The sequence below is a fragment of the Streptomyces hebeiensis genome, assembly GCF_052983195.1.
Genome location: NZ_CM129812.1, coordinates 2,963,839 through 2,978,128 on the forward strand (window position 1 = coordinate 2,963,839; position 14,290 = coordinate 2,978,128).

Below are 14,290 nucleotides of genomic sequence, written 5' to 3' on the forward strand. Positions count from 1 at the left end.
CCTCCCTTTTCACCCAGGAGCCGGGCAACTCCCACCAAGCTCCTCCAAGCCCTTCAGGACTGATGAAGCTTCACCAAGAGCCTCATCAGGCCCCTACAAACCCCATCAAGCCCCTGCCAAGCGGCGTGAAGTCCCACCAAGGGAGACGACACGGCTTCCGGCGGTGTTGCCGGTCCGCACGCGAAGCGATCGGAATCACAGCCGCAAACCCGCGCCCGGGCGTGCGGCGCGGCGCACGGAGGTGGAGAGGTGCACGAAGAGGTGAACGAGCACGGTCGCGGGCCCATGTCTCCCCCGTCAGGCGTGAGCAAACCTTTCTCCACCTGCCGTAACCGGGAAAGGTGAAACATTTCACACATATCAGTCATCAAGTTGACACCACCGACGGGACTCGCCACCTTGGTGTCATGCCAGCGAACCCCGCGCACCCAGCGACCCACGTCGTCCGTGGCTTCCGCAGCGCTGTACAGGCTCGCTGTCGCTGTTCCAGCTGTTCCGGCTGTTGACGCGGCCGGACCCCGGTCGGCCTTCGCCCGTGTCGTGACCGTCGCGATCCCCTCCCCTGTCGGTTGTCGCGCTGTTGTCGCGCCAGGACCTGGCGCCGCTCCACCGGTCACCGCCGCGCACCGTCCATCACGGCTGATCCGCTGATCCGACCGGTCCGCCCACAGGCCGGCCACTGATCCACCGGCCGCCGACCCCGCCGGATCACGCGCCCGCGCACCCGCGCACCCGCGCACCACGCCTACCGGTCCCCGCGGGCCACCGACTTCCGGCTCATCCGCCCCCGCGCGCCATGCGCCGCCCGTCGGCGACGCCCCGCACACCCTTCTGCCGAGGAACCACCGCACCCGATGAACAGCGACAACGACCTTCAGATCGCCGGCGACCTGCTCGAGGTCCAGCACCTGCTCCAGCCCGCCCGGGAGCACCCGGTCACGGTGGCCGAGTTCGTGGGCCTGGCCCGCTCCATCGCCGCCGACCGCGCGCAGTGGGCGCCGCTCGTCCAGTACGACGCCACGAGCCGCTGGTACCACCGGCTGCGTACGGGTCCCGGCTACGAGGTGTGGCTGCTGTCGTGGGTACCCGGCCAGGGCACCGGGACGCACGACCACGGGCGGTCCTCCGGAGTGCTGACCGTGCTCGCCGGTGAACTGACGGAGCGTTCGGAAAATAATTCGGAAAGGCTTTCGAAGAAGCATTCGGTGAAAGGCACGGAAGAAGGGGCCAGGCGGCATTCCGCGAAATCCGCCGGTGAGACGGAAGGCACCGAAGAGCGTTCCGGAGCATTTCCCGGGGTGCGCCCCGAGGGCCGTCCGAAGAGCCGGAGCCATGTCCTCACTCCGGGCGCGCAACGGGTGTTCGCGCCGGGTTACGTACACGAAGTCGTCAATGACTCGATCGAACCGGCCGTGAGTCTGCACATCTACTACCCGGGTCTGACCGAGATGCCGATGCACTCGGCCCGCTGCGCCCCGACGGCTCAGGACGTCCTGCCGGCGCGCTGACTCCCGGCCGCCCGCCGGCCCCTCGTCGACCACCGCCCCCGACGATCAGCCTCCGGCTGACACCCCCACCCGTCGCCCGACCACCGCCCCCCGACGATCAGCCTCCGGCTGACACACTGTTCTTTATGCGCATTGTGGTTCTGGCCGGCGGTATCGGCGGCGCCCGTTTCCTGCGTGGCCTCAAGCGGGCCGCGCCGGACGCGGACGTCACGGTGATCGGCAACACCGGTGACGACATCCATCTGTTCGGGCTGAAGGTCTGTCCCGACCTCGACACCGTGATGTACACCCTCGGCGGTGGCATCGACGAGGAGCAGGGCTGGGGGCGTACCGACGAGACGTTCCAGGTCAAGGCGGAGCTCGCGGCGTACGGTGTCGGGCCCGAGTGGTTCGGCCTCGGCGACCGCGACTTCGCCACCCATATCGTCCGTACGCAGATGCTCGGCGCCGGCTATCCGCTGAGCGCGGTCACCGAAGCGCTCTGCGCCCGCTGGAAGCCGGGCGTACGGCTGCTGCCGATGTCCGACGACCGCGTCGAGACGCATGTCGCGGTCGACGTGGACGGCGAGCGCAAGGCCGTGCACTTCCAGGAGTACTGGGTGCGGATGCGGGCCTCCGTGGCCGCCCGGGCGATCGTCCCGGTGGGCGCCGAGCAGGCCAAGCCCGCCCCGGGGGTGCTGGAGGCGGTCGCCGCCGCCGACGTGATCCTCTTCCCGCCGTCGAACCCGGTCGTCAGCATCGGCACGATCCTGGCCGTGCCGGGCATCCGGGAGGCCATCGCCGACGCGGGCGTGCCGGTCGTGGGGCTGTCCCCCATCGTCGGGGGCGCGCCCGTGCGCGGGATGGCGGACAAGGTGCTCGCCGCGATCGGCGTGGAGGCGACGGCCTCGGCCGTGGCGCTGCACTACGGTTCCGGGCTGCTGGACGGCTGGCTGGTCGACACCGTCGACGCGGGCGCCGTGGCGGAGATCGAGCGTGCGGGGATCCGCAGCCGGGCCGTGCCGCTGATGATGACGGACCTGGGCGCCGCCGCCGGGATGGCCCGAGAGGCGCTGGCGCTGGCCGAGGAGGTACGGGCATGACGGTGCCGCCGCCTTCCGTGCCCCAGCCCGCCGCGCCGGTCTCCTCGTCGGCCTCGTCGGCCTCGTCGGTCCCACCGGCGTCGCCGCCCGCGCCGGTGCCTCCGGTCCCCTCCTCGTCCCCGTCCCCGGCCCCGTCCGCGTCGCCTTCGTCCGCGTACCACGTGCGGGCGCTGCCGGGGCTGCCGGAGGTCGGGCCGGGCGACGACCTCGCGAAGCTGATCGCGGCGGCCGGTCCTGGCCTGCTGGACGGTGACGTACTGCTCGTCACCTCGAAGATCGTCTCCAAGGCCGAGGGCCGGATCGTCGAGGCGGCCGACCGCGAGGCGGCGATCGACGCGGAGACGGTACGGGTCGTGGCGCGGCGGGGCCCGCTCCGGATCGTCGAGAACCGCCAGGGCCTGGTGATGGCGGCGGCCGGGGTGGACGCCTCCAACACCGCGCCCGGCACCGTCCTGCTGCTGCCCGAGGACCCCGACGCCTCGGCGCGGGCGATCCGGGCCGGCCTGCGGGAGGCCCTCGGGGTCGACGTCGGGGTGATCGTCACGGACACCTTCGGGCGGCCGTGGCGCAACGGGCTGACCGACGTGGCGATCGGCGCGGCCGGGGTACGGGTCCTGGCGGACCTGCGCGGCGGGACGGACGCGCACGGGAACCCGCTGAGCGCGACCGTCGTCGCGACGGCCGACGAGCTGGCCGCGGCCGGCGACCTGGTGAAGGGCAAGGCGGAGGGGCTGCCGGTCGCGGTGGTCAGCGGCCTGGCGCACCTGGTCGGGGACGGCGGCGGTGACGGAGCCGAGGGGGACGGCCAGGACGGCGACGGCGGGGCGGAGGGCACGGCGGACGTCGGCGCCCGCGCCCTGGTGCGGTCCGCCGCGGACGACATGTTCCGGCTCGGCACCTCGGAGGCGGTACGGGAGGCGGTCACCGGACGCCGTACCGTCCGCGCGTTCACGGACGAGCCGGTCGACCCCGGCGCGGTCCGCCGGGCGGTCGCGGCGGCGATCACGGCCCCGGCCCCGCACCACACGACACCCTGGCGGTTCGTCCTCCTGGAGTCCGCCGAGTCCCGTACGCGGCTGCTGGACGCCATGCGCGACGCGTGGGTGGCGGACCTGCGCCGGGACGGCAAGTCGGAGGAGTCGATCGCGCGCCGCGTCCAGCGCGGGGACGTCCTGCGCAACGCGCCGTACCTGGTGGTCCCGTGCCTGGTCATGGACGGCTCGCACACCTACGGCGACGCGCGACGCGACGCGGCGGAACGCGAGATGTTCGTGGTCGCGGCGGGCGCGGGCGTCCAGAACTTCCTGGTCGCGCTGGCGGGCGAACGGCTCGGCTCGGCGTGGGTCTCCTCCACGATGTTCTGCCGGGACGTCGTACGGGACGTGCTGGACCTGCCGGCGGACTGGGACCCGATGGGCGCGGTGGCGGTCGGCCACGCGGCGGCTCCGCCGAAGGACCGGCCGGCGCGGGCGGCGGAGGCGTTCGTCGAGGTGCGGTGACGCCTCCGGCGCGGAACGGGGCCCGGCGCTGTGACGGGACGTTCAGTGCGTGAGGGGGCGTCGGTACGGGGCGGGCTGCCGGGGCGCCACCGTACCGCCGAGGGCTGCGACTCGGTACGGCACGCCGCCCGGCCACCGCGTCCCGTGGTTCCCGCGCCGAAAGCCGGCGGCGCGGCGGCCTTCCGCTGTGGTGAGCTGGCTCCGTGGAAGCCATATGGACCAGTGTCGTAGCGGTCGGGGGCACGCTCATGGGTGCCGTGATGACGCACGTCTTCCAGCGCCTCGCGGCCCGGCGCGGTGAGCTGTTCGCCCGGTCGGAAGCGCTCCGGCAGGAGCGGATGGCCACGTACAGCTCGTTCGCCGCGGCGGTGGAGGACTACCGCCACGGGCAGGCGGGCCGCTGGTACAGCATGCGGGAGGACCCGGCCGGGGCCGCCTTCGTCGCCGCGCGCGACGAGGCGCACCGGCTGCGCACGGCGACGCGGCAGGTGCTCTACCGCGTCAAGCTGCTGACCGACGACCGGGACGTGGTCCTCGCGGCCGAGCGGGCGTACGCGTGCACGCGGGACGTGTCGACGGCTCAGGACCAGGCGGAGCGGGACACGCTGGACGCCCGCGCGCGGGAGGCGATCGACGCGTTCGTGTCCCGGGCCTCGTCCCTGGTCCGCTGAACCGGCCACGCCTCGTCGGCCGGCGAGGCGTCTCTTGCGTCAGCGGTTGCGATGAGGGCCGGCCCGCACGCATGACCATGTGGCTACAGGCGGGCGATGTTCCGGACCGGCATGCGCGGGGCGCGGCGGGGCGGGGTGTGGCCGCTGAGCAGGATCAGGCGGGTGGCCCGGTGGCGCTGGCCCTCGTACGGGGCGAGCAGTTCCAGCATCGCCGCGTCGTCCGCGTCCCGGTCGCCCGCGAGCGCGTGGCCGACGATGCCGGGCAGGTGGAGGTCGCCGACGGTGACGGCGTCGGGGGCGCCGTTGGAGCGCTGCACGACCTCGGCGGCGGTCCAGGGGCCGATGCCGGGGATCAGTTCCAGCCGGGCGGCGGCCCGCTCGGGCTCCATCGCCGCCGCCTCCTCCAGCCGGCGGGCGACGCGTACCGCGCGCAGGATCGTGGCGGAGCGCTTGGCGTCCACGCCGGCCTTGTGCCACTCCCAGGAGGGAATCAGCGCCCAGGTCCGCGCGTCGGGCACGACGTACAGCTGTTCCCCGCTGTCGAGGGCGGGGCCTGGCGCGGGGTCCCCGTACTTCCGTACGAGCAGCCGCCAGGCGCGGTACGCCTCGACCGTGGTGACCTTCTGCTCCAGGACGGACGGGATCAGCGACTCCATGACCAGCCCCGTACGGCACAGCCGCAGGCCGGGGCGGCGACGCTGGGCGGCGGCGAGGAGGCGGTGGCGCGGGGCGAACGCGGCGGGGTCGTCCGCGCCGCCGAGCAGCTCCGGCAGCCGCTCCAGCTGCCACCCGGCGCCGGGGCCCCACGCCTCGGCGGTCACGGTCCCGTCGTACGGGGTGAGGCGCAGCGCGCAGGGCCCGTCGGGCGTCCGGCAGGTCCGTCGTACGGTGCCGTCGGGCAGCGCGCGGAAGGTGGGGTCGCCGGGGCCCCGGCGGAGCGGGCCGAGCACGAGCCCGAGGTCGTACGGGCCGGGGGGCGGGGTCCAGCGCCGCGTGCCGGCGGGCGCGCCGGGTGTGGTGCGGGGCGCGGCACCGGGTGCGGTGCGGGGACGCGGGGTGAATCGGCCTGCCACGGGGTGAGGTCCTCGTCGGGGTCGGGGGCACCTCTGAGGGTATGACGCGGGTGCGGGTGTCGCTGCGCGGGTGCATGCGAGGTGCGGTCCGGCCGGGGGTGGGTGCGGGGGCCGGGGCCTCCGGAGGTACGTGTCCGGACGGCACCACACCCCACACGCCCCGGAGGGACCCCGCCGGCAGGCGGCTACGCGTCCGAGGAGAAACGTACCGCCCCCGCCGGCAGCCGCGCGTCGCACCACACCCGTACCCCCTCGCGCAGTTCGTTGTCCGCGCCGACCACCGCCCCGTCCCCGACGACCGCCCCCGTCAGCACCGCGCGCTCCCCCACCCGGGCCCCCGCGCCGATCAGGGAGTCCGTGACCACCGCGCCCGGCTCCACGACCGCGCCGGCCAGGACCGTGCTGCCCGCCACCCGGGCGCCCTCGGCGATCAGCGCGCCCTCGCCGACCACCGTGCCGCCGGTGAGCTTCGCGTCGGGCGCGACCTTCGCCGTGGGGAGCACCAGGTACTCGCCGCACGGGCCGGGCACCGCCGGGGACGGAGCGCGGCCCAGGACCAGGTCGGCGGAGCCCCGTACGAACGCCTGCGGGGTGCCCAGGTCCAGCCAGTACGTGGAGTCGACCATCCCCTGGAGGTGCGCCCCGGCGGCCAGCAGGCCCGGGAAGGTCTCCCGCTCCACCGAGACGGGGCGGCCCGCGGGGATCGAGTCGATCACCGAGCGCCGGAACACGTACGCCCCCGCGTTGATCTGGTCGGTGACTATCTCCTCGGGCGTCTGCGGCTTCTCCAGGAACGCCGTCACCCGCCCGTCCGCGTCCGTCGGCACCAGCCCGAACGCCCTCGGGTCGGGCACCCGCGTCAGGTGCAGGGAGACGTCCGCGCCCGACTCCGTGTGCGTCGCCACGAGCGCCTGGATGTCGAGTCCCGTCAGGATGTCGCCGTTGAAGATGAGCACCGGTTCGTCGGGGCCGGAGCGCAGCCGGGAGGCGACGTTCCGGATGGCGCCGCCGGTGCCGAGCGGGTCCCGTTCGGTGACGTACTCCAGGTGCAGGCCGAGCGACGAGCCGTCGCCGAAGTACGGCTCGAAGACCTCGGCGAGGTACGACGTCGCGAGCACGATGTGTTCGACGCCCGCCGCGCGCGCCCGTGCCAGCTGGTGGGTGAGGAACGGCACGCCGGCCGCGGGGACCATCGGCTTGGGAGTGTGCACCGTGAGCGGCCGCAGCCGGGTGCCCTTGCCGCCGACCAGGAGAATCGCTTCTGTCACCGTGTCGTCTCTGCTTCCTGCCGGGGCCGGCGCTTCATACATGCACACATTCGTCCATGCATAGGTACATGCTTCCGACCGATCTTCGCAGCCCGTACGGTCGCCCGCGCCCGGCACACCGTGTCGTACCACGACGTATCGCCGCGTCGTATCACCGTGGCGGGCGACACCGCCCCGGTCAGCGACGGCCCTGGTAACGGGCCGACGAGGTCCGTGTCGTGCCGAGCTTCGCGTAGAGCCGACGCCCGGGACACTCGGTGACGTATCCGTCCCGGTGCCCGGAGATGGCGTGGAGCCCGACTTTCTTGCCGTACGTGTACTTGTTGCTCCCCTTGGAGGTCAGCCGCGCCTTTCCGCGCGGATTGATGCCATGGAGGCCGAGCTTCCACGCGGTGAGCCGGGCGAGCGCGGTCGTCGCCGCCGCCGGTGGCCTCGTCGCGTTGTAGCTTCCGAGAACGGCGATGCCCGTGCTGCTGGAATTGAAACCGAGGGTATGGGCACCCATCACCGGCTTCGCCACGCCACCCGCGCGGCCTTCGTAGATGTTCCCGCACTTGTCGATGGCGAAGTTGTAGCCGATGTCGCGCCAGCCGCTGCTCTTGACGTGGTAGCGGTAGATACCGCGCAGGACGGAGGGCGCCTGTCGGCACGTGTAGTTGTTGCCCGTACCGCTGTGGTGGACGAAGGCCGCCTTGACCGTCTTCGTGTAGCGGAACCGCCTCTCGCGCAGCCGCTCGTCCGCGCCCCAGCCCCGGCGGGTGATGATGCGGGGGCGCGGGCCGATGTACGGCTTCCTCGTCGTCGCCCCGGGCGCCCCGGCCCCCTCGGCCGCCTCCGTCTCCTCCCCGTACTCCGCGAGGTTCTCCTCCGTCTCCTCCTTCGACAGCTCCGTGATCTCGGTGGCTCCGAGGTCGGCGAACTCCGCGTTGACCGCCGAACTGGCCGCCTCCTCCACGGTCATGGCCGCCTGCTGGACGGCATCGGCACCGGTTCCGGTCCCGGCTGCGGTGCCGGCCGCGGTGCCCCCGGGCGCTCCCGTCGTGAGCCCGCTCGTCACAGCGGACGAGCCGGACGCCGGCCCGGACGACGACGAACCGGCCGGCGCCACGGTCTGCGCACCGGCCGCCGTCCCGGCCCCTGCCTGCGCCGGTCCGTCCGTCACCGGGTCACCGCCCGGGTCGACCAGCTCCAGCCGCAGTCCGCGCGGCAGCAGCGCCCGGGCGGGGGTCTCCGTCGCCGTACCGCCCGGCTCGTCGACGGCCCGTACGCGGATCTCCACACCGTCCGACTCGCCCACCCACAACGGGTCGGTGAAGCCCCGTACGGTCCCGGCGTCGCGCTCCGTGGTGCCCCGGTCGGCGCCGTGCTCATGGCCGTGTGCCGACAGTTCCCGCCAGTCGGACCAGTCGTGCGAGCGGAGCGCCCGGGTACGGACCCGGACCGAGCCGCGCAGTTCCTCGTCGGCGTCGTCCCAGACGACTCCGAGGAGGGAGAAGGGGTGGACGGCGCGGCGGGCCAGCCCCCGTTCCGCGCCGCCGCCCGCCGACCGGTCCGAGGCGCGCGCCGGCAGCGGCAGCGACTCGGTGGAACCCGGGAGGGCCGAGGGCCCCTGGCGTACGCGGTGGGCCGGGGACGAGGTGTGCGTGAGCTGCGCGGCGGACGCGGACACGGCGCGCGGCGCGGCGGCGGCACCCGGCGGTACGGACAGGGGGAGGACCAGCGCCGCACCGCACGCGACACCGATCGGGGAGACGAGAGAAGAACGCATGGACCGATCCTGGCGACGACGGCCCCGGCCCGCCCGTCGGGCGTCCGCCGACAGAACTGACGGTGCGTCGGCCGGGCGAGTGGACCGCGTCACCGGTACGGCGGCGGCCCGCCGCCCGCGCCACGTACCCTTTCCCGCGTGAACGCCACCGACCGCGCCCCCGCCGACCTGCTGCGATCCGCCCTCACCGCGGACCCGGCCCGCCCCTTGATCACTTTCTACGACGATGCCACCGGTGAGCGCGTCGAATTGTCCGTGGCGACCTTCGCCAATTGGGTGGCCAAGACCGCCAACCTGCTTCAGGGAGACCTGTCCGCCGAGCCCGGTGACCGGCTCGCGCTGCTGCTGCCCGCGCACTGGCAGAGCGCCGTGTGGCTGCTGGCCTGTTCCTCGGTCGGCGTGGCCGTGGACATCGGCGGCGACCCGGCCGCGGCCGACCTCGTCGTCAGCGGTCCTGACACCCTGGACGCGGCGCGCGCGTGCCGGGGCGAGCGGGTGGCGCTCGCGCTCAGGCCGCTGGGCGGACGGTTCCCCGAGGCTCCCGTGGGCTTCGCGGACTACGCGGTGGAGGTGCCCGGCCAGGGCGACCGCTTCGCGCCGTACGCACCCGTCGACCCGGACGAGCCGGCCCTCTCCGTCGACGGTACGGAACTGACGGCGGCCCAACTCGTCGACCGGGCGCGCGGGGACGCCGTGGAACGCGGGCTCACGCCCGGTTCCCGGCTGCTGTCGGGGCTCTCGTACCGGAGCTGGGAGGGGCTGTCCGCCGGGCTGTTCGCCCCGCTCGCGGCGGGTGGGTCCGTGGTGCTCTGCCGAAACCTGGAGAAGCTGGCCCCGGAGGCGCTGGAACAGCGGGTCACGGACGAACGAGTGACCCACCGCGTCGTGTGACCCGGCACGGTGTGTGACCCGGCGCGGTGTGTGACCCGGCGCGGTGTGTGACCCAGCGCGGTTCGGTCCACCGGGCCCTGTGCCCCACCGCACGGTGTGACCGGCCGCACGGCGTGACCGGCCGGGCCGTCGACCACAACCGCACAACGGGCGTGCGCGACGGCACGTGAACGGCACACCGTCCATGCGGCCCGTATCCGTTCGACATCGGCCGGTAACCGGCTTGACCCAAGGCCGTCTCAACACCCGTACAGGATCGGAGAAACTCACAACTCCCGGCACAACCAAGCACGGTGCTCACCCGTCTACCTCTGCGACCGGCAGCCCAGTGCGTTGCCGACAGCCTTGAAGGATGGACACAGACGTGACCGACAGTGCCGGCAGCGCACCGGCCGCGCCGGAGGGCCCGCCCGGCGACGGGCCAACGCCCCGGACGCCCGGCCCTGACGACAAAAGCCCTGCGGAGAGCGCCGACAACGATGCCGACGGGCACGCCGGCGAGCACCAGCCCGACCGTTCCCCTTCACCCACTGACGGTCCCACTGGCAGACCCGCCGGCAGTCCCGCTGACAGCCCTGCCGACGATCCCGCCGACGACGCCGACGACACCACCGACCTCCCCACGCCCCACCCCGTCCCGAGAAAGCGCCGCTGGCTGCGCTGGGCCGCGCTCGGCGCGTCGGTCGCCGTCCTCGCCGTCGCCGGCACCGGCTGGTGGTTCTACCGCTCGCTCGACGCCAACATCACCACCGACACCTCCGCCGCCGCCGAACTGCGCGCGTACGAGAAGGAGCGCCCCACCCCCGTCTCCCTCGAAGCCCGGAACATCCTGCTCATAGGCTCCGACAGCCGGGCCGGCGCGGGCAACGGCAAGTACGGCCGCGACGACGGCGGTTCGCAGCGATCCGACACCACCATCCTGCTCCACCTCGCGGCCGACCGGCAGAGTGTGACCGCCGTCTCCCTGCCCCGTGACCTGATGGTGGACACACCGAGCTGCCGCGCGGCGGACGGATCCCGGACAGAGGCACGGTTCGCCCAGTTCAACTGGGCCTTCGAGACCGGCGGCGCGGCCTGCACGATACGTACGGTCGAGAAGCTCACGGGCATACGCGTGGACCACCACATGGTGATCGACTTCCAGGGCTTCAAGGACGTGGTCGACGCGGTGGGCGGCGTCGACGTCTGCCTGGCGGAACCGGTCGACGACAGGGCCTCCAAGCTCGAACTCCCGGCCGGCCCGCAGAGGCTCGACGGCGAGCAGGCCCTGGGGTTCGTACGCGTCCGTCACGGCATCGGCGACGGCAGCGACACCGAGCGCATGCAACGGCAGCAGAGCTTCCTCGGCTCCCTGTTCAAGAAGGTGAGCGGCAATGGCGTGCTGCTGAATCCGGCCGAGTTGTACCCGGTGCTCGACGCGGCGACGAAGTCGCTCACCACCGACCCGGGGCTGGGGTCGCTCACCGACCTCTACGAGCTGGCGCGCTCCCTCCAGAGCGTGCCGACGGAGAAGGTGCAGTTCCTGACCGCGCCCCGGCAGCCGTACAGCGCGGACCCGAACCGCGACGAACTCGTACAGCCGGACGCGGACGAGTTGTTCGAGCGCTTGCGCGAGGACCGGCCCGTCACGGTCGAAACGGCGGAATCCGCCGGGGACTCCGAAGCCGGGGGCTCCCGGGAAACTCCGGCGCCCACGGGGACCGCGGCCGGGAGAAAAGACTCGAATGAAGATCATGAAAGCGTCGAAGAAAACATCGAAGAACGCACGAACGGTGAAGGCCGTGAAGGCCGTGGAGCAGGCAAGGACGATTCCGGCCACACCGCCGGGTCCACCGACGCCATGACGGGCTCCGCTCCGGACCCGACGTACACGGGAACGAACGCGTCGCTCGGGATGTGTGGGTAAACAGTGGCCAAACAGAGACCTTCGGTCTATGACGATTGGGCGGATTGCCCGCTTGTAAGTCTCGTGGAATTTGTCACTGGCGTACCTGAACGCTGAACTGGGCGGATAGTGTGGCGCGATCCGGTGCAGCCGGCCGCGTAGGTCGCGCACTCATGGATCGAATGAACCGGGCGTCTTCCGGGGGGAGACGCCCGCGTGGCACCGACGGAGGATCAGGCAACCGTGGATGCGCATAGCCGTGGGCAGGCGGACGAGATCGACCCCGCCGACCAGTGGGTGCTCAACCCGCAGACCGGTAACTACGAGCTGCGACTGGACCACTCCAATGGGCAGCAGACCTCCGTCCCGAGAGACACCGGATCCGGCCCGGGCGCGCCCGGAAGAGGTGCCCCGGCGCGGGACGACGCGCCGGGCGACGTGCCGGACGAGGGTCGCGGGAGCGGTGCCGCGTCGGCGTCCGACGCGGGCCGATCGGGTGCGCGCGGCGGCCGCGCGGCCGACAAGAAGGCCACGGCCCGCGCGGACGTGCCCGGCCAGCGCAGCCGCCGGGCGGGCAAGGGCCCGGCGGACACCGCCGCCGCGGCCGGGCGCGGCCGGTCCTCCCGCAAGCGCAAGCAGCAGAAGTCGGGCAAGAAGAAGGCGCTGATGTGGACGGGCGGCGCGCTGGCGTTCGTGCTCGTCGCCGGCGGCACCGGCGCGTACTTCGTCTACCAGCACTTCAACGGCAACATCGACACGATCGACGTCGCGGGCGCGGGCAGCGGCGGGTTCAAGAAGGACCAGCCGATCAACATACTGGTGATCGGCACGGACAAGCGGACGGGCAAGGGCAACGAGGGGTACGGCGACGCCGGGAGCGAGGGCCACGCCGACACGAACATCCTGTTCCACGTGTCCAAGGACCGTACGAACGCCACGGCGCTCTCCATCCCGCGCGACCTGATCACCGACATCCCCGACTGTGAGACGAAGAACAAGGACGGCTCCACGACGTCCATCCCGGGGACGCTGGGCACGCGGTTCAACGTCAGCCTCGGCCAGGACGGCCGGGACCCCGGCTGCACGATGCGCACGGTCAAGGAGATCACCGGGCTGACGGTCGATCACTTCATGATGGCCGACTTCAACGCGGTCAAGGAGATGTCCACGGCGGTCGGCGGGGTGAAGGTGTGCGTCGCCAAGGACGTCGACGACCCCAAGTCGCACCTGAAGCTCAGCAAGGGAGAACACGTCATCCAGGGCGAACAGGCCCTCGCCTTCGTACGGACGCGGCACGCGTTCGGCAACGAGAGCGACCTCAGCCGGATCGAGACGCAGCAGCAGTTCCTCAGCTCGATGATCCGTCAGATGCAGTCCAGTGAGACCCTCACCAGCCCCAGCAAGCTCTGGAAGGTGGCGGAGGCGGCGACCAACGCGCTCACGGTCGACAGCGGCATCGGCACCATCGAGAAGCTGAGCGAGCTGGGCAGGGAACTCGCGTCCGTCGACCCGAAGAACATCACGTTCACGACGCTGCCGGTGCTCGACAACCCGGCCGAGGAGGTCAAGGCCACGGTCGTCCTCAACGAGGCCAAGGCCAGGCCGCTCTTCTCGATGATGCAGAACGACATCTCCCTCACCGAGGTGAAGAAGAAGGAGTCGGCGCAGGAGGCGGCGGCCAAGAAGCAGCAGCAGGCGCTGCTGAAGGGGCCCAAGGCGGCCCCGGCCGACGTACGGGTGGACGTGTACAACGGTGGCGGGCCGCAGGGCGCGGCGCAGGAGACCCTGAACTGGCTCCAGAACGACCAGGGCGCCCTGAAGTCCACCAACAAGGGCAACTCCCCCGACCCCGACCAGCCGAAGACGACACTGGAGTACGGGGCGAACCAGGCCGACCAGGCGCGTGCCCTCGCGGAGATGATGGGCCTGCCCGGGAGCGCGCTGAAGCCGGGCACGGAGGACGCCGAGGGGCTGGCGGCGATGACCCTGGTCCTCGGCAAGGACTTCAAGGGCGCCGGGGTGCCCATCACCGGAGCGGCGAAGGCGCCGGACGGTGTGCAGAAAGTGGCAGCGGACAAACAGGTCTGCGCCAAGTGACCTAGTGCCGCGACCGGCAAGGTTTGCCCGTCAAGGAGCGGCGTCCGGTGCGTGTGATCGCAAGGCGGCCGGAAGTCCATGTAGCGGAGCTACCTGGGCTTTTGGCCAACGCGGCGAGCGCGCGTGCCGGACGCCGCGACGGGGCAAACGTTGCCGGGAGGGGCACTAGGAGCGGCTGGGGCCTTTCGTTCGGACGGGCGATGTCCGAACGAAAGGCCCCAGCCGCTCCGGGTCGTACGGCCTGCCTGACACAGGGGGAACGCGGTGCGTCGAGGCGGTGCGAAGCGCGAGGGAGAGCACGAAAGCGCTCGACAGACCCGTGATGCGGGTGGGGACAACAGCTTGTACGAGAAGCACGGGAAGCGCGTGAAGCATGAGGAGAAGGTGCCGGGGCCACGCGAGGCGGCCGACGGCACGGAGCGCGCGTCGGCCGCCGGGGCGGCGGGCGCGGGCGACGGCCCGGAGGGGCCGGACGACCGGGAGAACGAGCCGAAGGTCCTGGCCACGGCGGGCGGTGGCCGGTGGGTGCGGGAGGCACCGGGCGACGG

10 protein-coding genes are annotated in these 14,290 nt (G+C 72.6%); 7 read left to right on the forward strand and 3 right to left on the reverse strand.

Going from position 1 to position 14,290, the window contains the following annotated elements; translation table 11 throughout:
- The first annotated feature begins 854 nt into the window (after positions 1-854).
- The 4 genes from ACU6P3_RS12795 (at position 855) to kilB (ending at position 4,760) form a co-directional block, all read left to right on the forward strand.
- Entirely contained in the window at positions 855-1,508 is a 654-nt protein-coding gene (locus tag ACU6P3_RS12795) for a cysteine dioxygenase (protein WP_447197236.1), read from the forward strand.
- A gap of 125 nt (positions 1,509-1,633) precedes the next feature.
- Positions 1,634-2,590, forward strand: coding sequence for a 2-phospho-L-lactate transferase (cofD, locus tag ACU6P3_RS12800; protein ID WP_447197237.1), 957 nt, complete (start codon positions 1,634-1,636; stop codon positions 2,588-2,590).
- Positions 2,587-4,089 carry a coenzyme F420-0:L-glutamate ligase gene (locus ACU6P3_RS12805; protein ID WP_447197238.1) on the forward strand — a complete coding sequence of 501 codons (1,503 nt, stop codon included), beginning with the start codon at positions 2,587-2,589 and terminating at the stop codon, positions 4,087-4,089. The genes cofD and ACU6P3_RS12805 overlap by 4 nt, the downstream gene beginning before the upstream one ends.
- Positions 4,090-4,292: 203 nt before the next feature.
- Positions 4,293-4,760, forward strand: coding sequence for a plasmid transfer protein KilB (gene kilB, locus ACU6P3_RS12810; RefSeq protein ID WP_352088772.1), 468 nt, complete (start codon positions 4,293-4,295; stop codon positions 4,758-4,760).
- An 83-nt stretch (positions 4,761-4,843) separates the two neighbouring features.
- Here the strand turns inward: kilB and ACU6P3_RS12815 are convergent, their stop codons facing one another.
- From ACU6P3_RS12815 to ACU6P3_RS12825, 3 genes are all read right to left on the reverse strand, one after another.
- On the reverse strand, positions 4,844-5,833 hold the full coding sequence (locus ACU6P3_RS12815; RefSeq protein WP_447197239.1) for a DNA-3-methyladenine glycosylase family protein: 990 nt from the start codon (positions 5,831-5,833) through the stop codon (positions 4,844-4,846).
- 185 nt (positions 5,834-6,018) lie between these two features.
- Entirely contained in the window at positions 6,019-7,101 is a 1,083-nt protein-coding gene (gene manB, locus ACU6P3_RS12820; protein ID WP_030742386.1) for a mannose-1-phosphate guanylyltransferase, read from the reverse strand.
- 178 nt (positions 7,102-7,279) lie between these two features.
- Positions 7,280-8,869 carry a peptidoglycan recognition protein family protein gene (locus tag ACU6P3_RS12825; protein WP_447197240.1) on the reverse strand — a complete coding sequence of 530 codons (1,590 nt, stop codon included), beginning with the start codon at positions 8,867-8,869 and terminating at the stop codon, positions 7,280-7,282.
- 138 nt (positions 8,870-9,007) lie between these two features.
- Here ACU6P3_RS12825 and ACU6P3_RS12830 point away from each other — a divergent pair, with 138 nt between their 5' ends.
- The 3 genes from ACU6P3_RS12830 to ACU6P3_RS12840 all read left to right on the forward strand — a co-directional run bounded on the left by ACU6P3_RS12830 (position 9,008) and on the right by ACU6P3_RS12840 (position 13,742).
- Positions 9,008-9,760: a TIGR03089 family protein gene (locus ACU6P3_RS12830; RefSeq protein WP_447197241.1), complete on the forward strand. Its 753-nt coding sequence runs from the start codon at positions 9,008-9,010 to the stop codon at positions 9,758-9,760.
- Between the two features lie 352 nt (positions 9,761-10,112).
- Positions 10,113-11,666: an LCP family protein gene (locus ACU6P3_RS12835; RefSeq protein ID WP_447197242.1), complete on the forward strand. Its 1,554-nt coding sequence runs from the start codon at positions 10,113-10,115 to the stop codon at positions 11,664-11,666.
- Positions 11,667-11,888: 222 nt separating this feature from the next.
- Positions 11,889-13,742, forward strand: a complete 1,854-nt coding sequence (locus tag ACU6P3_RS12840; protein WP_447197243.1) for an LCP family protein — start codon at positions 11,889-11,891, stop codon at positions 13,740-13,742.
- The last annotated feature ends 548 nt before the right edge of the window (positions 13,743-14,290 follow it).